The following is a 17,722-nucleotide window of genomic DNA, read 5'->3' on the forward strand; positions in this document are numbered from 1 at the left end:
GTTGAACGCGCGGAAGACCCAGGTCGCGAGACAGTATTGCGCTGTTGCAAAAAGGTGGCTGCACACTGCGCCGAAGTATGAGAGCTTGATCGTGTTCCCGAACCCGGACCGATTCCGATGAAGATCGACGAGAGGGCGCTCCTTCAGGAGCGCGTGCGGACGCTTGTCCTGCGCCATGCCCTGGAAACTGTTTTGGACCGGCTCACGACGGTGGCGCGGGAGGCGGGGAAGGATGCCGAGGCCGACCTCCTCAATCTGGAGCAGTCACTGGTCTCGGCCGCGCGCAGCCTCGCGGATCGCGCCAGCGCTCAGAAATTGGCGGTCCTGGTCGCGGTCGAGGATGCGAGCACGACGATCCGGGCGGCCTTCGATCACGCGCATGAGCGCCTGGACGCACTGAAACCGGCTCACCTCACCCTGGTCGAACCGACGGCTGCCGTCGCCGCGTAGCGGCCGCATCGGGGTACAGGTGCCCGGGCGATCCCGCCGACGGTGTCTCAGTGCGGCCGCGCCTCGGGCACGGGCGTGCCGGCCGAAACGGTTCCCGGCCGCCGAAATGTCGCGAGACCGGCCGACAGGCGAACGAGCATCGTCAGGCCGAGGGCGAGGAAGATCGCCCCACCACTCAGGACGACCCGCTCGATCCGGTCGGTGTTGATGACGTGGTCGGGCACCTCGACGCACTGCACGAGGATCTCGGCGACGAGCCCCAGCACCAGCAGGGCGAGACCGCCGCGGTGACAGAGCGCATCGATGGCTGCCTCGTAATCGGGGTCCTCGGTCGGCAGGCCTCCAAGGAGATGGCTAACGCCGTGTCGTTCCTCCAGCACGACGCCCCAGCCGATCAGGATCACACCCATACCCTCGACCAGGTGTCCGGCCTCATGGATCGTCGGGTGGGTCTGCAAGCCTGCGCCCCAGAGCAGCGACGTGATCTCGACCAGTGCAAGGATCAGCGGGAGAGCGATCACCGTGTTGAACACGATGATCGACCAGCGATTGAGAAGTAGGCTTGCCAGCATCGACCGGACGACAGTCTGAACGCGCATGAACGCAGGACTCGGGCAAGACTCGAGGTCATCAGCCCCAGTCCGGAGCAGGAAAAGCGCCCCTATCTCGCCTCGTCAAGGACGGCGTTCGTCTGGGACGCAGGGGCCGCAATCTGAGACGGATCATCCCGAGCGAGGCCGAATACACGGCCCAGCGCCGCCGGCGGCGCGCTTCACACCCCCGGATCACCCATCGCCCCGTCGGGCCGATTCCGCGCCGCCGTCGACGACCCGGCGTCAGGACGGTCGTTCGGGAAGCCCGAGGCTTACTGCTTGGCGCGGTTGAGGATCGTCCAGAGCACGCGGGCGACGGGCTCGGTGACCGTCCGGCGATACTTGCGGTGAACCAGCTGCCCGTTGTGATAGACGTCCTGCTCCACGTAGAGCCGCTCCCCGTCCCAGCGGACGATGTTGTCGGACTCGATCGTCTCCTCGACGCCGAGATCACCTCGGAGAATCGGGTTGCCTGTCTGGGTCAGCATACGCGCGTCCTCGTTCACGCAGTCGGTTCCACCCGGAGAGCGCCATCGCGGCCCGTGCAGCGCGACCCCAGGCAACACCCGACGCCGGGCAGCATAGGAGCGCATCGGCGCACATGCCAGCGACATGGCGGACGCATTCGAACGACCGTCACTGCGGCAGCGCCGCCCCGCGCCGGGGCGACGCCCAACGTCACCGATGTGCGCTTCGGCACGTCCAGCTCGGCCGTAAGGTGCGATGCTTCACATGCGCAACGGGTCTGCATGCAGGACGTATCCGGAACCGACCGCGCGACGGAGGCGTCCATGCTCGCTCGCCCGTTTCGCCTGATCGCTCCGGCGCTCGCCGCCCTTGGCTTGGTGGCCCTGCGCCTCGCGAGCCCGCTCATCGGGCCGGTGGCTCCGCCGCCGCCCGGCGCGTCCGAAAACGGGGGCGTCGTGTTCCGCCACTATCTCTGACGGGTTGGCGCTCAGCCCCGCCGTCTGAGCACGGCGCCTGGGATCGCGCAGGCGGCCCCGGCCGCCGGTCCCAGAACGATGTCGCCCTGGCGCGGGTTGTTCACGGTGAACGGCGCTGTCTCCTGCAGGCCGATGAATCCGCGCCCGAGCTGCGGCACGAACAGATCTCCGCCGAACCGGACGAAGCAGCGATCGAGAACCGCTTCGTAGTCGAAGGTGCGCTGGGTCACCGGGGCGCCCCCCGCGGCGGGCACGCCGCAATACGCCGCGATATCGATCCGGCCCGGATGGGACAGCCGCAACGGCAGGGACTGGCCCGGCAGAAGCGTGGCGGGCGGGCCGCCGTCCTGGCGCGCGACCATGACGAGGTTCGACCGGTTGTAGACCCGGCGCAGGCAATCCGCCGACGCGCCGGAGACGACCGAGACCGACCCGGCGATGCCGAGCACCAGTCCGGCCCACGCGCATCCAACACGCTTCGTCACCGCAATTCCTCCGCCGGCCTGGCAATCGATCGGTCGACGCCGTCGATGTGCCGTCCAAGACTTGAACAGCGGCCAGCTTGGCCGCGCAAGGCGAACGCGGCAAGAGCGGTGGTGTTCACGCCGGCATCGTAAATTCCGGTCGGCGGAATGCGCCGCACGCCGGCGCGCATGCTCAGCGGCGCTCGTACAGCAGCCGGGCGCGGATCGTACCGGGGATCGCGCGGATCTCGGTGAGCAGCGCCTCCGCATCCGCGTCGGTGGCGTCGGTCTCCAGCACCACGTACCCGACCTCGCCGTCGGTCTGGTAGAACTGGGCGGCGATGTTGACGTGGCCGCGGGAGAAGACGTCGTTCAGCCGTCCGAGCATGCCCGGCAAGTTCCGCTGGACGTGGATGAAGCGCGTTCCGGTCGGCCGCGCCGGGAGCTGCACCTGCGGGAAGTTCACGGCGCCGACCGTCGAGCCGATGTCGGAGTAATCCACCAGCTTGCGCGCCACCTCGGACCCAATGCGCTCCTGGGCCTCCTCGGTGGAACCGCCGATATGCGGGGTGAGGATGACGTTCTCCAGGCCCTGGAGCGGGCTGACGAAGGATTCGGCGTTGGAGCCGGGTTCCACGGGGAAGACGTCGACGGCCGCGCCCTTGAGATGGCCGTCGCGGAGAGCCCCGGCCAGGGCGTCGAGATCGACCACGGTGCCGCGGGCATTGTTGATCAGGAACGCGCCGGGCTTCATCGCCCGAATCTCTCCCTCGCCGATCATGTTGGCGGTGGCTTCGGTCTCGGGCACGTGCAGCGAGACCACGTCGCTCTGCGCCAGGAGTTGCCGAAGGGACTCGGTCGGCTCGGTATTGCCGTGCCGTAACTTGTCGGTGTGATCGTAGAACAGCACCCGCATGCCCATGGCCTCTGCGAGCGTCGAGAGCTGCGTACCGATATTGCCATAGCCCACGATCCCGAGGGTCTTGCCGCGGACCTCCAGCGCGCCCGCCGCCGACTTGTCCCAGCGCCCGGCATGGGCGCCCACCGAGCGCGGCACGATCCGGCGCAGGAGCATCACGATCTCCCCGATCGTCAGCTCCGCCACCGAGCGCGTGTTCGAGAACGGGGCGTTGAAGACCGGGATCCCCCGGTGGCGCGCCGCCTCGAGGTCAACCTGGTTGGTGCCCACGGAGAAGCAGCCCACCGCCAGCAGCCGGTCCGCGGCCGCGAAGGCCGCCGCGTCGAGCTGCGTGCGCGAGCGGATGCCCACCATGTGCACGCCCTGGAGCGCTTCGTGCAGGGCCTCCCGGTCGAGCGCCTTGGGCAGCCGAGTCAGGTTGGCGTAGCCCGCCGCCTGCATCAGCGCCACGGCGCTGTCGTTGATGCCCTCGAGCAGAAGGACCCGGATCTTGTCCTTCGACAGGGAAAACTTGTCGGGCGTCATGAGCATCGATCGTCTGGCAGCGGGTCTACGCGGCGGCGTCCGGCCGACCCTGGATTCGGGCGGCCAGGGATACGAGGGCGCCCTGTGCGTTGCAACATGGCGCGGCGCCGGGCAGCCCCGCTCGGCTGCGACACCTGAAGCGTGCCCGACGCACGCGACGCCGAAGCACGCGCGCCCGGTCCGTCCGGAATATTCGTGCAGCCCGTCGGCGGATAGACGAACAACCTGAAGGAACTTCGCCTCGCCTCGCGGCTTCTAGAGCCCTGTCCAGTCACGACCCGTCGTCCGGCCGACCCGGGCGGCGGATTCTTACACGGTCTTTGACGATGCACATCCGCTCGGGCTTCTCGATTGCCTTCGATACGTTCGGCCCGACGCCGATGAACCTGCTCCTCAACGTGCGCCCGGAGCGCCACGGGGATCTCGTGACTCCGGAGGCGATCACCTTCGACCCTCCGGTTGCAGCCCGCCGGCATGTCGATGCCTTCGGCAACGTCAGCACGCGCATCGTCGCGCCGGGCGGCCGGATCACCATGGCGGCCGATTTCACGGTCGCCGACAGCGGCCTGCCGGACGATCAGGCACCCGGCGCGCGCCAGATCGCCGTCCAGGATCTGCCCGACGACGTCCTGATGTACCTGCTCGGTTCGCGCTACTGTGACACCGACAAGCTGTCCGGCATCGCGTGGTCGCTGTTCGGCGGCACGCCCGAGGGCTGGGCGCGGGTCCAGGCGATCGTCGACTTCGCCCACAATCACTTGCGCTTCGATTACCAGTTGGCCGACGCCACGCGCACCGCCTTCGACGGGTACACGCAACGGGTCGGTGTCTGTCGGGACTTCGCCCATCTGGCGATCGCCCTGTGCCGGTGCATGAACATCCCGGCCCGCTACGCCACCGGCTATCTCGGCGACATCGGCGTGCCGCAGGACCCGGCGCCGATGGACTTCTCCGCCTGGTTCGAGGTCTTCCTCGAAGGGCCGGACGGCCCACGCTGGTACACGTTCGACGCGCGGCACAACTGCCGCCGCATCGGCCGCATCGTCATGGCCCGCGGCCGCGACGCCACCGACTGCGCCCTGACCACGAGCTTCGGCACCGCGCTGCTCGTCCGGTTCGACGTCCATACCGACGAGGCCGTCGCGCCGCCGGACGCCCTGGCGGCCTGACGCGCTCCCCGGACTAGACGGTCTCGACGGGTTCCGGGACGATCGCCGTGTCGTTCGCCAGATGCAGGAAGGTCGGATCGAACTCGGCCACCTTGACCAGCGTCGCCCAGTCCTCGATCGTCAGCGTGCCTCCGCTGAGGGTCACGAGCCCGCGCCCCCTGAGGGTGCGCAGGACGCGGTTGAGGTGGACACTGGTCAGGCCGAGGGCGTCGGCCATTTCCGCCTGCTTGGGGGCGAGGGGGCAGCTCAGGCCCCGGGCGAGCCCGACGGCTCTCTGGCGGAGATACAGCTCGCAGAACATGTGGGCGACGCGCCCGAGGGCCTGCCGCCGCCCCAGGCTCGTGATCCGCTCGCGATAATGGGCGGCATCGATCAGGCTGTCGCGCCAGAGGATACCGGCGAGGCCCGGGTTCCGGAGGAGGACCGCGCGCAAATCGTCATGCGCGATGAACGCGACCGCGCAGGCGCTCAGCGTGGCAAGGTTGTGGTCCATCCGATGCAGGTGGAGGCTCTGCAGGTCAGGAACGTCGCCGGCGATGTAGAACGACAGGATCTGGCGACCGCCCTCCGCGAGCGCGGCGTAACGATAGATCCAGCCCTGCAGGACGAGGCAGCTATGGCCCGGCCGGTCGCCGAACTGGACGATGTCGTGGCGGGCCGGAAGGTTGCGGACCGTATGGGGAAGGCCGAGGAGCGCGGCACGGTCCGACTCCGCGAGAGGCGCGATGCTGTCGAGCTTGCGCGCCAGCATCTCCATCGGGGCGTTGTAGCCGTTCGGCATGCGCGTCACCCTCCGGATCGCATGGATGGTGGGGCGGCGCCGGACCGGGGCTCCGCAGCGTGTGCGTCGTGATCGAGGTTCCGCACCCTCTGCCCCCCAAAACCGCTCCGGATCGGCCGGACCCGCCCGAGCGCCGGTCCCGCTGCGCCTTTCGCACCGGGTTCGCCACACCGCCGACAGAGTTGCCGCATCCGCTTCCATCGGCAAGACCGTACGGCGCGACGGCGCCTGGCGGTCCACCGAGCCTAAAACCCCAATCGGTTGAAGTCGCAAGGACGATGTTGTATGGGACGCGCGTCCTCCCGGATCCGCCCTCGCGCGCTCGTCTTCTGGCGCGCCCGCCGGGCCGCCGGATGGACCGCCCTCGTCATCCGTATCGACGCGTCGGCAAACCGGCTCCCGCGGGACCGGTCGCCTCTCCCGAAAGACTCCGGGGAGGCCGCGGCGAACGGGGGCGCCTGCAACGCGAGCCGCCGACGCAACGGGCCTCCGCTGGAGGCCGTTCAGGAGATGGAATGACCGCAGGTACCGCTCTGGGGCACAGCCCGAGCCGCGACGATTTCGCCGCCCTCCTCGAGGAGAGCTTCCTCGAACACGAGATCACCGAAGGCTCCGTCGTCAAGGGTCGCGTCGTCGCGATCGAGAAGGACGTGGCCGTCATCGACATCGGTGCCAAGACGGAAGGCCGTGTCGCGCTCAAGGAATTCACCGGCCCCGGCCGGGAAGGCGAGCTGAAGGTCGGCGACGAGGTCGAGGTCTACGTCGACCGGATCGAGAACGCGCTCGGCGAAGCCGTCATCTCGCGCGACAAGGCGCGCCGCGAGGAGAGCTGGGTCAAGCTCGAGAAGTCGTTCGAGAACAACGACCGCGTCACCGGCACGATCTTCAACCAGGTCAAGGGCGGCTACACCGTCGACCTCGACGGCGCCGTGGCGTTCCTGCCGCGCTCGCAGGTCGACATCCGTCCGGTCCGCGACGTTACCCCGCTGCTCGGCACCCCGCAGCCGTTCCAGATCCTCAAGATGGATCGCCGTCGCGGCAACATCGTCGTGTCGCGCCGGACCGTGCTCGAGGAGAGCCGCGCCGAGCAGCGCTCGGAGCTGGTGGCCAACCTCGAGGAAGGTCAGGTCATCGACGGCGTCGTCAAGAACATCACCGAGTACGGCGCGTTCGTCGATCTCGGGGGGATCGACGGCCTGCTGCACGTCACCGACATGGCGTGGCGCCGCGTGAACCACCCGTCCGAGGTCGTGACCATCGGCCAGACGGTCAAGGTCAAGATCATCAAGATCAACCACGAGACGCACCGCATCTCGCTCGGCATCAAGCAGCTGCTCGCTGATCCGTGGGAGGGCATCGCCGCCCGCTACCCGGAGGGCGCCAAGCTCAAGGGCCGCGTGACCAACATCACCGATTACGGCGCCTTCGTGGAGCTGGAGCCGGGGATCGAGGGCCTGATCCACGTCTCCGAGATGAGCTGGACCAAGAAGAACGTCCATCCGGGCAAGATCGTCTCCACCTCCCAGGAGGTCGAGGTCCAGATCCTAGAGGTCGATCCGGTCAAGCGCCGCATCTCGCTGGGCCTCAAGCAGACTTTGCAGAACCCCTGGGAGGGCTTCGCCGAGAAGCACCCGGTCGGCTCAGAGGTCGAGGGCGAGGTCAAGAACAAGACCGAGTTCGGCCTGTTCATCGGCCTTGAGGGCGACGTCGACGGCATGGTCCACCTGTCGGATCTCGACTGGAACCGTCCCGGCGAGCAGGTCATCGAGGAGTTCAAGAAGGGCGACATGGTCCGCGCCCAGGTTCTCGACGTCGACGTCGAGAAGGAGCGGATCTCGCTGGGCGTGAAGCAGCTCGGCGGTGACCCCTTCGCCGAAGCCGGCGAGATCAAGAAGGGTCAGATCGTCACCTGCGAGGTCATCGAGGTGAAGGATGCCGGCGTCGAGGCGAAGATCGTCGACACCGACATGCAGACCTTCATCCGCCGGGCGGAGCTCGCCCGCGACCGCGGCGACCAGCGCCCCGAGCGCTTCGCCGCCGGCGAGAAGTTCGACGCCCGCGTCGTTCAGTTCGACCGGAAGGCCCGCCGCGTGCAGGTCTCGATCAAGGCCCTCGAAATGGCCGAGGAGAAGGAGGCGATGGCTCAGTTCGGCTCCGCCGATTCGGGTGCCTCGCTCGGCGACATCCTGGGTGCCGCCTTCAACAAGAAGCGCACCGACGACGAGTAAGACGCAGCCGTCCGCCGCCCGGCCCGTCCGGGCGGCGGATCCACGGCTCAGAGACCCGCGCAGGACCTCGGTCCGGCGCGGGTTTTCTTTTGGGATCGGACAATTCAAGGTTGCCGCTGTCGCGTCGGCGGGGCGCTCTCCCCCCCCCGCCGCGACAGCGACGGGCCAGCCGGTCATTTTCTTCACGCAGGCCGTATCCACGCCCGCGGTAAATGCTCTAGAACACCGGCCTCGCGCGGCTCGAACCGGGCGAGCCGAAGGAAACCAAGGACTTGCCCGGCGCGGGACGTTGCGCCCGCACCCCGTCAGAGGGGCGGACCGGGGGCTTCAGGGGAAGGCACAGCATGGCAGCCGACGCCGAACTGCTGATCGACCGGCGGCGCCTGCGCCGCAGGTTGTCCCTCTGGCGCGTCCTGGGGATCGGCGGCCTGATCGTGGCGGTCGGCGCCGTCGGCTACCGGGTCCGCGCGGGCGGGGAGGGCGGTTTCGCCGTGCAGCCGCAGATCGCCCGGATTTCCGTCTCGGGCTTCATCGCCGGAAGCGAGGCCACCGCCAAGCTGATGCAGCGGGTCGGCGACGCTGACGCCGTGAAGGGCGTGATCGTCTCGATCAATTCGCCCGGCGGCACGACCACCGGATCGGAGGAGATCTTCCGCAACCTGCGGGCGCTCGCCGCCAAGAAGCCGATCGTCGCCTTCGTGGACGGCACCGCCGCCTCCGGCGCCTACATCACCGCCATCGCAGCCGACCACATCGTCGCGCGCGAGACCAGCCTCGTCGGGTCCATCGGCGTGCTGTTCCAGTATCCCGACTTCTCGGGCCTGCTCGACAAGGTCGGGGTCAAGGTGGAGTCGGTGAAGTCGTCGCCGCTCAAGGCCGAGCCGTCGGGCTTCACGCCGACCTCACCGGAGGCGCGGGCGGCGCTGGCCGCCGTCGTCGGCGATACCTACGCGTGGTTCAAGAACCTCGTGGCCGAACGGCGCGGCATGGATGCCGGCCAGCTCAACACGGTCTCGGACGGGCGTGTGTTCAGCGGTCGCCAGAGCGTGCCGCTGAAGCTCGTGGACGAACTCGGCAGCGAGCGACAGGCCGTGGCTTGGCTCGAGAGCGCCCGCAGCGTGCCGAAGGACCTGCCGGTCAAGGACTGGAAGCCGTCGTCGCAGAGCAATTTCTCCCTGTGGTCGGCTGCCGGCATCGGCGCCGATCTGCTGGGCCTCGACGGCCTCGCGGCGCGGCTCCGGACCGTCGGCGCGGAAGCGCAGGCCGCCCGAGGCGGGATGCTTGCCCTCTGGCGTCCGGAACCCTGAACGCGCCGCCGCGCAGCCCGCCCCGATCCCGCGAGAAGACCAGACGCCATGATCAAGTCGGAGCTCGTCATCAAGATCGCCGAGCAGAACCCGCATCTCTACCAGCGCGACGTGGAGATCCTGGTCAACGCGATCCTCGACACCATTTCCGACGCGCTGGCCCGTGGCGACCGGGTGGAGCTGCGCGGCTTCGGCGCCTTCTCGGTGAAACGCCGGGACGCGCGCCGGGGACGCAACCCGCGCACGGGTGCCGCCGTTGCCGTGTCCGAGAAGGCGATCCCCGTGTTCAAGACCGGCAAGGAGATGCGCCAGCGCCTCAACGCCGCCGGCATCGGCGAGAGTGCCTCGGCCGCCGAGTAGGAAGGACCTGTGAGCGCGATGATCCGTTTCCTGAAGAGCCTCGTGCTGCTGCCGATCGCGGCCTTGGTGATCCTGCTGGCGGTGGCCAACCGCGCGCCGGTGCGGCTGTCCTTCGATCCGTTCAACGTGGACGCCCCGGTCTTCAGCGTTGATCTGCCGCTCTACGCGATCCTGTTCGGCGCCGTGGCGCTCGGCATCGTGGTCGGCGGCATCTTCACGTGGCTTGGCCAAGGCAAGACCCGCGCCCGGGCGCGTTATCATCGCCGCGAGGCGGTCCGCTACGAGCGCGAGGCGACCCGGCTGCGGGCCTACGCACCGGAGACCGAGGTGCCGAGCGCCTACACGGTTCCGAACTCGGGCCGGACGGCCCTGCCGGCGCCGCGCTGACGCGACAGCCGGTCCTGCGACGCCGGTGCTCGGCCAGAGGCGGTCCCGACCGAGGATGGCGGCGCGCACCGGTGGCGCCAGGACCGGGGTGTCCGGTCACGATCTCCAGGACGAGGCGGAACGGGCGGCATAGGCCTGCGGGCCTATCGCGCTCCTCGCGCGGCCGCCACGAAGGCCGCGATCCTGTCCGGGTCCTTGACCCCGGGCGCCGACTCGACCCCCGATGAGACGTCGACAGCGGTGATTCCGGTGCGGGTGACCGCCTCCGCGACGTTGACCGCGTCGAGGCCGCCCGAGAGCATCGTGCCGGGAGGAAGATCGCATCCGGCCAGGATCCCCCAGTCGAACGCGCGACCGTTGCCGCCCGGCAGGACCGCGTCCGGCGGCGCCTTGGCGTCCAGGAGGATTCGATCGGCCACGGCGGTGTAGGCCGGCAGGATCGCGAGATCCTCGCGGGCGGCGAGGCCGAGCGCCTTCATGACCGGCCGGCCGGTGAGCGCGCGGATGGCCGCGACGCGCACCGGGCTCTCGCGCCCGTGCAGCTGGATGAGATCCGGATCCACCGCCTCCAGGACGGCTGCGACCAAGGCGTCGTCGGGATCGACGAGCAGGACCACGCGCTCGGCGCGCCCGCGGGCGCGGGCCGACAACACAGCGGCCCGCGCGAGCGCGACGTGGCGCGGGCTGCGGGGAAAATGCACCAGCCCGATCCAGTCGACCCCGGCCTCCAGCGCGGCGGTTAGGGTCGGTTCGGTGCTGAGCCCGCAGATCTTGATGCGGGTCGGGGGGACGGTCGTCGAGGCCATGCGCCTCCTATAGCGGATGGTGCCGTGCGGATCAGGCCCCCGTGGCGGTCTTGCACACCCCGGCGCCGGCCGGCGGCGGCGGCCATGACGATCCCGATTGTGCACCATGCCCCACGGCGCCGTGACGCTGCCTCAGGGAAGTGGCCGGCGCAGGATCGCCCGCACGTCGGACATCGGTCTGGACAGCGCCGCAGCGCGATCGACGGCGGGTCTAGTACAGCGCCGGCACCGAGACGTTCGGGATTGGAAAGCCGCTGAAGACGACCTTCCCGTCGACGAGGCGCAGGGGCGGCAGCGCCTTCAAGGGCGCGGCATCGCCCGGCGTCTCCGCATCCGGGCGACGGCTCAGGCCGAGGAGGCCGCCGACCAACTGTCCCACCAGCGCGCCCCTGTCGGAGCCGAAGCGCTGGCCCACGATGCCGCCCACCAGCGCATCGATCCCGGCGGCCCGCAGATCGATCTGACCCGCCGGACGATGCAGGGCGTCGAGAACCAGCGTCCCCTTGGCCTGGACCCGCTGTGCGCCCTTGGCGAGCGACAGGGCCGCGAGATCCAGGGTGCCGCCGGCCTGACGCCAGCGCTCCAGCTCGCGGGCCACAGTTCCGGTCCGCAGCACGGCGGCCTGCGTGAGGGTGGCGTCCAGGACGAGATCGGCCGGGTCGGGCGTACCGGTGAGGGCGTCGAGCTGCGGCACGGCCGCCTGGTTCAGGCGCAGGCTCATGTCGACGGCACCGTCGGATTCGTAGCGGCCCGGTGTCGGGCGGGCATGCAGCTCCATGTGCCGGCCGGCAACCGCAATCGGCCCCGGTTCGGCGCCCTTGACGGTGATGTTGGGCGTGTCGACCACCAGTGAGGCCCGGGTAAAGCCCTCGGCGGCCCCGTGGAAGCTGCCCTGGAGCCCGCTCCAGGTCGCGTCCCCGGTCAGCGCGCCCTGCTCGACATGGAAGGGTCCGGCGCTCTCGAAAACCACGAGGCGGGGCTGGTAGATCTGCGCCACGGCGGTGCTCGGCCCGAGCCGGAACCGCCCGTCGGCACGCTCCAGGGTCACGGCGCTGCACCGCAGCTCGATGCGGAACGGGAAACCGCCGAGGGAACGGTCCGCACAGGTCCAGGTACGACCCGCCGCCGCCTCGCGGGCGATCCAGCCGTCGATCTCACCGGCCGCGCGTCCCCGGATCCAGAACCAGCCGGCCGACCATCCGACCACCACGACGGCGAGCAGAATGTAGGGCAGGAACAGACCGAGGCGTGAGCGCCGCGCCACGCCTGCCGGTCGAGCCTGGGCGGCCGCTTCCGGCCGCGTCCGATCCTGCACCATGCACTCCGCTCCCCGTCCCGGGTCCCTTGGGACCATCGCGCCCCCCGGCATGAGGCCACGCAAGGGGCGAAACTGGGGCAGCGCCGCGCTCCGTCGACGCCGCGCGAAAAGGCGCGCGACGATCCGGTGCGGATTTCTCGATCAGACCTGCGCCGGCTCGACGCGGTCGACCTGCAGGTCCTCGACGATCGCCACCCGCTCGGCCTCGTTCTCGGCGAGACGATGAACGTGCATCTCGGTGGCGCCCCGACGGCGCACCCGGTCGAGCCAGGTCCGCCGCAGATGATCGCGGGGGCTCTCGCGGGAACTGGCGACCGAGACCATCTCGGCGATGCCCGCGCCGTCCCGGCGCACGGCGATCACCACCGCCTCGGCCATCTCGTCGAGGTCGAAGCCACCGGCCGGATGGACGCCCACCACGTAGCGCCGGCCAGAGCGGCCGCGCCAGGCCGAGAGCGGAAGCGCGGGGGAACCGCGCAGGCCTGCCGTCGTCTTGAGACGTTCTTCACGCACATCCTGTCTCCGCGTGCGATCGTCCTTCAGGTCGCGGAGCGCGGCCGACCAGGACAGGGCTCTTTTGTTCGCCATTTGTTCCAACCTAGCGCGCGATATCCACAGCCGTCAAGCACGACGTTCCTGAGGGAGGATGTGGGAATTGCGCCCGTTATCCACAAGCCGGAGCGGCCGGCATCGCGGCTTTCCGGGGCATCGACCGACCGATCAGCGGCGAGGTTCTGCAGCCGCCGAAGTCTCGGCTTCCGGGACGGCCTGTCCTACGGCGGCGAGCCCTTCAAGGCCCCTGTCGACGAGGGCGTTGGAGGCCGTCTCGAGGCGCTCCTGCGCCAGGGTCTGGAACGCCTGCCGCGTCAGCCCCGGGGGGATCGGCGGCAGGAACGCGATGACCGCCGTGCCGGGCCTGCGCACGAGGCTGTTGCGGGACCAGAACAGGCCGGTGTTGAGGGCCACGGGCAGGCAGGGAACATTCAGCGCCGTGTACAGGTGGGACAGGCCCTGCTTGTAGGCGGGGGGCGCGCCGACCGGGCGGCGGGTCCCCTCGGGGAAGATGATGAGCTGGCGCCCCTGCCGGATCGCCTCGGCCGCGGCGCCGTTCATCAGGCTCATGGCCCGGGTGCCCTTGGACCGGTCGATCGCCACCATGCCACTGCGCGAGAGGTACCAACCGATCAGCGGGATCAGCAGCAATTCCCGCTTCAGGATGTAGGCGAAGTCCGGCAGCACGGTGCACAGGGCCAGGGTCTCCAGGGCTGACTGGTGCTTGGCGGCCACGAGCAGCGGCCCCGGCGGGATGTTCTCGAGGCCGTGGAACTCGACCCGCGTCCCCGCGACGACGCGCAGCAGCCACAGGGTGATCCGTCCCCAGATCCGGGCCAGCCGCAGCACCGACCGACCGGAGATCAGCATGGGCAGGCCGGCGACCGCCAGGATGGCCGTGGTCGCGTAGAAGCAGACGTTGAAGGTGAGGGAGCGAAGGGCGATCATCGGAAACCGTGACGTGGCGGCCTCCCTGTAGCGCGCCCGCCCGCCCGCGGCCAAGGGCGACGTCGCGGGGGTCGATCAGGCGTCCGCGGCGATGCGGCCGTCCCGGGCCAGCCCGGCGCCACGCCCGGCAACGAGCCAATAGACCAAGCCGGCACTGGCGCCGACGACGAAGAGGATCAGCGTCAGGCGCGCCTCGGCGGCGAGGAGGCCGGGATCGCGTGCGCCCCCTGCCGACCGGACCGCGCCACGGGTCAGCCAGGGGAGAGCGGCGGTCAGAAGGCCGCCGCCGGCGCCGTACCACAGAAGGCCGCGCCGGCCGAGGATCTCGCCGCTGAGACCGATCAGGGCCGGGGGGACGAACAGCAGAACGAAGAGGGCCTTCGCGAGGCCGACGATGAACAGGGCGAGGCCCTCGGGGGGCAGGCCGGCCGACAGGTCGGACAGGGCCATGTCGAGGCCGGCGAGCGCCCCGCCGGTCAGCCACGCCTGCGCGGCCGGATCGACGAACAGGGCCAGAACGAGGACGGCAAACCCCGTCGGGACGGCGAGAAGGAGGGCGAAGGCCCCGAGGATCAGGCGGCCGAGGGCATGCATTCCGCAAGCCTCTACACCGGGCGCCCCGGTTCGTCGCGCGAAAGCCGCACCCGATCCCCACGGACCGGATGCGGCTTCCATGATGCGGCCCCGCGGCGGGTCAGCCGTGGGCGGGGGCGGCGTCGCCGGGATCGCCGTGCGTGTGCGTCTTCCGGAACCGGCCGAGCCAGAGCGAGAAGTGGCGGATCACCACGTAGAAGACCGGCGTCAGGAACAGGCCGAAGAAGGTCGCACCGATCATCCCGAAGAACACCGCGGTGCCGAGGGCCTGGCGCATCTCGGCGCCGGGACCGGTCGCGATGACCAGCGGCAGGGTGCCGAGGATGAACGCGAAGGCGGTCATCAGGATCGGGCGCAGGCGGAGACGGCAGGCTTCCACCGCCGCCTCGACCGGGCCGCGATGCTCCCGCTGCTCGATGTCGTGGGCGAACTCGACGATCAGGATCGCGTTCTTGGCCGCGAGGCCGATGAGCACGATCAGGCCGATCTGGGTGAGGATGTTGTTGTCCTGCCCGCGGAACTGCACGCCCGCGAGGGCGGCGAGCACGCCGGTGGGCACCACCAGCAGGATCGCCAGCGGCAGCGCCCAGGACTCGTACTGCGCGGCCAGGACCAGGAAGACCAGCAGCACGCCCAGCGCGAAGACGGCGCCGGCCGTCCCGCTCGCGGCCTTCTGCTGGTAGGCGATCTCAGTCCAGTCGTAGGAATAGCCGTCGGGCAGGGCCTTCTTGGCGATCTCCTCCATGGCGGTCAGCGCCTGACCGGTGGAGACGCCGGGCTTGGCCACGCCCTGCACCGGCACCGAGTAGTACAGGTTGAAGCGCTGGACGATCTGCGGACCGGTCACGTCCCGCACCGAGGCGAGCGTCCCCATCGGCACCAGCGCGCCCGTGGAGGATCGCACCTTGATCTGCGAGATGTCCTGGATCGACGTGCGGAACGCCGCATCGCCCTGCAGGCGCACCTGGTAGATGCGGCCGAGGGTGTTGAAGTCGTTCACGTAGGTGCCGCCGAGATCCGCCTGGACCGACGAGAACACGTTGGCCAGCGGCACGTTCAGCATCCGCGCGATGGTGCGGTCGATGTCGAGGAAGAGCTGCGGCGTCGAGTTGTCGAAGGTCGTGAAGACCCGCTGCACGTCCGAACTCTGATTGGCCTGACCCAGCACTTCGCCGGCCGCGGCCATCAGCGGGCCGATATCCGACGATTGGCGGCTCTCGATCTGCATCTTGAAGCCGCCGCCGCTGCCGAGGCCGCGGACGGGCGGCGGCGGGATCACGATGACCCGGGCCTCCTGGATGTCGGAGGTCGCCTTGAGCACGTCGCCTGTGATCACGGCCGCGCTCCGGCCGGTCACCGCGCGCTCCTTGGCGCCCTTGAGGGTCAGGAACATCACGCCGGCATTCGTCGTGTTGGTGAAGGTCGCGCCGTCGAAGCCGGCGATGATCACCGCGTTGGCGACGCCGTCGACCGTCCGGGCCTGCTTGGCGGCGCGCAGGATCACGTCCGTCGTGCGGTCGAGGGAGGCGCCGGAGGGCAGCTGGACCACGCCGATCAGGTAGCCCTGGTCTTGGTCCGGGATGAAGCCCGTGGGCGTCGTCTGCGCGAGGTGCAGGGTGCCGGCGATCACCGCGGCATAGACCAGCAGCATCACGCCGAGGCCGACGATGCCGCCGGTCAGGACGCGGATCGTCCGGCCGTAGGCGTTCGACGTCGCGTCGAAGGCGCGGTTGAAGCCGTTGGCCAGCCAGTTCACGAACCGGGTCAGAAAGAACTTCGGCTCCTTGCGGGCGTGATGCGGCACCAGCAGCAGCTTGCAGAGCGCGGGCGACAGGGTCAGCGAGTTGAAGGCCGAGATCAGCGTCGAGGCCGCGATGGTCAGCGCGAACTGCTTGTAGAACTGGCCCGAGATGCCCGGGATGAACGCGGTGGGCACGAACACCGCGGCGAGCACCAGCGCGATGGCGATGACCGCGCCGCCGACCTCGTCCATGGTCTTGTGGGCGGCGTCGCCCGGGGACAGGCCCTCGGCCATGTTGCGCTCGACGTTTTCCACCACCACGATCGCGTCGTCGACCACGATTCCGATGGCGAGCACGAGCCCGAACAGGGTCAGGTTGTTGAGCGAGAAGCCGAAGGCCGCCATCGCCGCGAAGGTGCCGATCAGCGAGACGGGAATCGCTATCACCGGGATCAGCGCGGTCCGCCAGCTCTGCAGGAAGACCAGCACCACGATGACGACGAGGCCGACCGCCTCGAACAGGGTCTTGTAGACCTCGTGGATGGATTCCTCGATGAACTCCGTCGGGTTGTAGGCGATGCGGTACTCGACGTCCGGCGGGAAGTTCTTCTTGACGACCTCCATCACCTTCTTGACCGACGCGGCTGCGTCGAGGGCGTTGGTGCCCGGGCGCTGGAACGCGCCGATTCCCACCGCGGGCGTGTCGTTGAGGTAGGAGTTCGTCGTGTAGTCCTTCTGGCCCATCTCGACGCGGGCGATGTCCTTCACCCGGACGAGGCGCCCGTCCTGGGCCTTGATGATCACCTCGGCGAATTGCTCCGGCGTCTTGAAGCGCGCCTGCGACTGCACGACGAGCTGGAACGCCTCGCTCTTGGCCGCGGGCGGTCCGTTCAGCTGGCCGGCCGCCACCTGCACGTTCTGCTCCTGCAGCGCGGTGGTGACGTCGGTGACGGAGAGACCGTAGGCGGCGAGCTTGTTGGGATCGACCCAGATCCGCTCGGCATACTCGTTGCCGCCGAAGATCGTGATGTCGCCGACGCCGTCGAGGCGCAGCAGCTCGTCGCGGATGTTCAGGTAGATGTAGTTGGCGAGATAGTTCTGGTCGTAGGTCTTGTTCGGCGAGAGCAGGTGCACGACCAGCATCAGGTCGGGCGAGGCCTTGCGCACGGTCACGCCGAGGTTGCGCACGTCCGGCGGCAGGCGCGGCTGCGCCACCGACAGCCGGTTCTGCACCAGCACGTTGGCGATATCGAGGTTGGTGCCGACCTTGAAGGTCACGGTCAGCAGCATGTTGCCGTCGTTGGTCGACAACGACGTCATGTACAGCATGTTGTCGACGCCGTTGACCTCCTGCTCGATCGGCGTCGCGATCGTGGCGGCCACGGTCTCGGCATTGGCGCCCGGATAGGAGGCGCGCACGGTCACGGTCGGCGGCACGATCTCGGGATATTGCGAGACCGGCAGGCTCTCGTAGGCCACGAAGCCGAGGATCAGGAACACGATCGACGTGACGGACGCGAAGATCGGCCTATCGACGAAGAAATGGGCGAAACGCATCGGTCAAACCTCTGAGGCCCGCCGGTCTCCCGGACGGGGCCCTGCGTCGTCGGTGCGGGGGGCGCTGCAGGGCGCGCTC

19 protein-coding genes are annotated in these 17,722 nt (G+C 69.5%); 7 read left to right on the top strand and 12 right to left on the bottom strand.

From position 1 onward, the window contains the following. The first annotated feature begins 117 nt into the window (after positions 1 to 117). A complete protein-coding gene (locus ACXJKQ_RS01105; RefSeq protein WP_457103914.1) occupies positions 118 to 450 on the top strand; it encodes a hypothetical protein in 333 nt (110 codons plus the stop codon). A gap of 47 nt (positions 451 to 497) precedes the next feature. Here ACXJKQ_RS01105 and ACXJKQ_RS01110 read toward each other — a convergent pair whose 3' ends face one another. Both ACXJKQ_RS01110 and ACXJKQ_RS01115 read right to left on the bottom strand, forming a co-directional pair. After that, positions 498 to 1,049, bottom strand: a complete 552-nt coding sequence (locus ACXJKQ_RS01110) for a hypothetical protein (RefSeq protein WP_457103915.1) — start codon at positions 1,047 to 1,049, stop codon at positions 498 to 500. A 266-nt stretch (positions 1,050 to 1,315) separates the two neighbouring features. After that, on the bottom strand, positions 1,316 to 1,531 hold the full coding sequence (locus tag ACXJKQ_RS01115; RefSeq protein ID WP_457103916.1) for a hypothetical protein: 216 nt from the start codon (positions 1,529 to 1,531) through the stop codon (positions 1,316 to 1,318). A 303-nt stretch (positions 1,532 to 1,834) separates the two neighbouring features. On the opposite strand from ACXJKQ_RS01115, the gene ACXJKQ_RS01120 reads away from it, so the two are divergent. Continuing rightward, positions 1,835 to 1,987 (top strand): hypothetical protein, encoded by a 153-nt coding sequence (locus ACXJKQ_RS01120; protein WP_457103917.1) that lies wholly within the window; start codon positions 1,835 to 1,837, stop codon positions 1,985 to 1,987. Between the two features lie 11 nt (positions 1,988 to 1,998). Here the strand turns inward: ACXJKQ_RS01120 and ACXJKQ_RS01125 are convergent, their stop codons facing one another. From ACXJKQ_RS01125 to serA, 3 genes are read right to left on the bottom strand one after another with little or no spacing between them, the layout of a single operon-like run. Continuing rightward, entirely contained in the window at positions 1,999 to 2,472 is a 474-nt protein-coding gene (locus ACXJKQ_RS01125) for a hypothetical protein (RefSeq protein ID WP_457103918.1), read from the bottom strand. Then, entirely contained in the window at positions 2,469 to 2,642 is a 174-nt protein-coding gene (locus ACXJKQ_RS01130; protein WP_457103919.1) for a hypothetical protein, read from the bottom strand. Before ACXJKQ_RS01130 ends, ACXJKQ_RS01125 begins: the two co-directional genes overlap by 4 nt. 2 nt (positions 2,643 to 2,644) lie before the next feature. Then, complete coding sequence (gene serA, locus ACXJKQ_RS01135) at positions 2,645 to 3,895, bottom strand: phosphoglycerate dehydrogenase (RefSeq protein ID WP_457103920.1); 1,251 nt, start codon at positions 3,893 to 3,895, stop codon at positions 2,645 to 2,647. A 326-nt stretch (positions 3,896 to 4,221) separates the two neighbouring features. Here serA and ACXJKQ_RS01140 point away from each other — a divergent pair, with 326 nt between their 5' ends. Next, positions 4,222 to 5,064, top strand: a complete 843-nt coding sequence (locus tag ACXJKQ_RS01140; protein ID WP_457104065.1) for a transglutaminase-like domain-containing protein — start codon at positions 4,222 to 4,224, stop codon at positions 5,062 to 5,064. 13 nt (positions 5,065 to 5,077) lie between these two features. On the opposite strand, the gene ACXJKQ_RS01145 is transcribed toward ACXJKQ_RS01140, so the two are convergent. Further along, positions 5,078 to 5,845 (bottom strand): Crp/Fnr family transcriptional regulator, encoded by a 768-nt coding sequence (locus ACXJKQ_RS01145; RefSeq protein ID WP_457103921.1) that lies wholly within the window; start codon positions 5,843 to 5,845, stop codon positions 5,078 to 5,080. A 515-nt stretch (positions 5,846 to 6,360) separates the two neighbouring features. Here ACXJKQ_RS01145 and rpsA point away from each other — a divergent pair. The 4 genes from rpsA to ACXJKQ_RS01165 all read left to right on the top strand — a co-directional run bounded on the left by rpsA (position 6,361) and on the right by ACXJKQ_RS01165 (position 10,127). Beyond that, on the top strand, positions 6,361 to 8,073 hold the full coding sequence (gene rpsA / locus ACXJKQ_RS01150; RefSeq protein ID WP_457103922.1) for a 30S ribosomal protein S1: 1,713 nt from the start codon (positions 6,361 to 6,363) through the stop codon (positions 8,071 to 8,073). 344 nt (positions 8,074 to 8,417) lie between these two features. Further along, entirely contained in the window at positions 8,418 to 9,380 is a 963-nt protein-coding gene (gene sppA, locus ACXJKQ_RS01155) for a signal peptide peptidase SppA (protein WP_457103923.1), read from the top strand. A gap of 48 nt (positions 9,381 to 9,428) precedes the next feature. Beyond that, complete coding sequence (locus ACXJKQ_RS01160) at positions 9,429 to 9,740, top strand: integration host factor subunit beta (RefSeq protein WP_457103924.1); 312 nt, start codon at positions 9,429 to 9,431, stop codon at positions 9,738 to 9,740. 18 nt (positions 9,741 to 9,758) lie between these two features. After that, a complete protein-coding gene (locus tag ACXJKQ_RS01165) occupies positions 9,759 to 10,127 on the top strand; it encodes a LapA family protein (protein WP_457104066.1) in 369 nt (122 codons plus the stop codon). A 143-nt stretch (positions 10,128 to 10,270) separates the two neighbouring features. Here the strand turns inward: ACXJKQ_RS01165 and ACXJKQ_RS01170 are convergent, their stop codons facing one another. From ACXJKQ_RS01170 to ACXJKQ_RS01195, 6 genes are all read right to left on the bottom strand, one after another. Continuing rightward, entirely contained in the window at positions 10,271 to 10,933 is a 663-nt protein-coding gene (locus ACXJKQ_RS01170) for a phosphoribosylanthranilate isomerase (RefSeq protein WP_457103925.1), read from the bottom strand. Between the two features lie 211 nt (positions 10,934 to 11,144). Beyond that, entirely contained in the window at positions 11,145 to 12,251 is a 1,107-nt protein-coding gene (locus ACXJKQ_RS01175) for a DUF2125 domain-containing protein (protein WP_457103926.1), read from the bottom strand. A 141-nt stretch (positions 12,252 to 12,392) separates the two neighbouring features. Then, entirely contained in the window at positions 12,393 to 12,839 is a 447-nt protein-coding gene (locus ACXJKQ_RS01180; protein WP_457103927.1) for a hypothetical protein, read from the bottom strand. Positions 12,840 to 12,971: 132 nt separating this feature from the next. Next, on the bottom strand, positions 12,972 to 13,751 hold the full coding sequence (locus ACXJKQ_RS01185) for a lysophospholipid acyltransferase family protein (RefSeq protein ID WP_457103928.1): 780 nt from the start codon (positions 13,749 to 13,751) through the stop codon (positions 12,972 to 12,974). A gap of 75 nt (positions 13,752 to 13,826) precedes the next feature. Next, positions 13,827 to 14,345: a hypothetical protein gene (locus tag ACXJKQ_RS01190; protein ID WP_457103929.1), complete on the bottom strand. Its 519-nt coding sequence runs from the start codon at positions 14,343 to 14,345 to the stop codon at positions 13,827 to 13,829. 100 nt (positions 14,346 to 14,445) lie between these two features. Continuing rightward, complete coding sequence (locus ACXJKQ_RS01195) at positions 14,446 to 17,643, bottom strand: efflux RND transporter permease subunit (protein WP_457103930.1); 3,198 nt, start codon at positions 17,641 to 17,643, stop codon at positions 14,446 to 14,448. Positions 17,644 to 17,722 lie beyond the last annotated feature (79 nt).

It is taken from the genome of Methylobacterium sp. P5_C11 (assembly GCF_054049775.1).

What these genes read in the sequence shown, in the direction of transcription:
- ACXJKQ_RS01105 (WP_457103914.1), top strand. Translation starts at nt 118, where the DNA reads ATGAAGATCGACGAGAGGGCGCTCCTTCAGGAGCGCGTGCGGACGCTT.
- ACXJKQ_RS01110 (WP_457103915.1), bottom strand. Translation starts at nt 1,049, where the DNA reads ATGCGCGTTCAGACTGTCGTCCGGTCGATGCTGGCAAGCCTACTTCTC.
- ACXJKQ_RS01115 (WP_457103916.1), bottom strand. Translation starts at nt 1,531, where the DNA reads ATGCTGACCCAGACAGGCAACCCGATTCTCCGAGGTGATCTCGGCGTC.
- ACXJKQ_RS01120 (WP_457103917.1), top strand. Translation starts at nt 1,835, where the DNA reads ATGCTCGCTCGCCCGTTTCGCCTGATCGCTCCGGCGCTCGCCGCCCTT.
- ACXJKQ_RS01130 (WP_457103919.1), bottom strand. Translation starts at nt 2,642, where the DNA reads ATGCGCGCCGGCGTGCGGCGCATTCCGCCGACCGGAATTTACGATGCC.
- serA (WP_457103920.1), bottom strand. Translation starts at nt 3,895, where the DNA reads ATGACGCCCGACAAGTTTTCCCTGTCGAAGGACAAGATCCGGGTCCTT.
- ACXJKQ_RS01140 (WP_457104065.1), top strand. Translation starts at nt 4,222, where the DNA reads ATGCACATCCGCTCGGGCTTCTCGATTGCCTTCGATACGTTCGGCCCG.
- ACXJKQ_RS01145 (WP_457103921.1), bottom strand. Translation starts at nt 5,845, where the DNA reads ATGCCGAACGGCTACAACGCCCCGATGGAGATGCTGGCGCGCAAGCTC.
- rpsA (WP_457103922.1), top strand. Translation starts at nt 6,361, where the DNA reads ATGACCGCAGGTACCGCTCTGGGGCACAGCCCGAGCCGCGACGATTTC.
- sppA (WP_457103923.1), top strand. Translation starts at nt 8,418, where the DNA reads ATGGCAGCCGACGCCGAACTGCTGATCGACCGGCGGCGCCTGCGCCGC.
- ACXJKQ_RS01160 (WP_457103924.1), top strand. Translation starts at nt 9,429, where the DNA reads ATGATCAAGTCGGAGCTCGTCATCAAGATCGCCGAGCAGAACCCGCAT.
- ACXJKQ_RS01165 (WP_457104066.1), top strand. Translation starts at nt 9,759, where the DNA reads ATGATCCGTTTCCTGAAGAGCCTCGTGCTGCTGCCGATCGCGGCCTTG.
- ACXJKQ_RS01170 (WP_457103925.1), bottom strand. Translation starts at nt 10,933, where the DNA reads ATGGCCTCGACGACCGTCCCCCCGACCCGCATCAAGATCTGCGGGCTC.
- ACXJKQ_RS01175 (WP_457103926.1), bottom strand. Translation starts at nt 12,251, where the DNA reads ATGGTGCAGGATCGGACGCGGCCGGAAGCGGCCGCCCAGGCTCGACCG.
- ACXJKQ_RS01180 (WP_457103927.1), bottom strand. Translation starts at nt 12,839, where the DNA reads ATGGCGAACAAAAGAGCCCTGTCCTGGTCGGCCGCGCTCCGCGACCTG.
- ACXJKQ_RS01185 (WP_457103928.1), bottom strand. Translation starts at nt 13,751, where the DNA reads ATGATCGCCCTTCGCTCCCTCACCTTCAACGTCTGCTTCTACGCGACC.
- ACXJKQ_RS01190 (WP_457103929.1), bottom strand. Translation starts at nt 14,345, where the DNA reads ATGCATGCCCTCGGCCGCCTGATCCTCGGGGCCTTCGCCCTCCTTCTC.
- ACXJKQ_RS01195 (WP_457103930.1), bottom strand. Translation starts at nt 17,643, where the DNA reads ATGCGTTTCGCCCATTTCTTCGTCGATAGGCCGATCTTCGCGTCCGTC.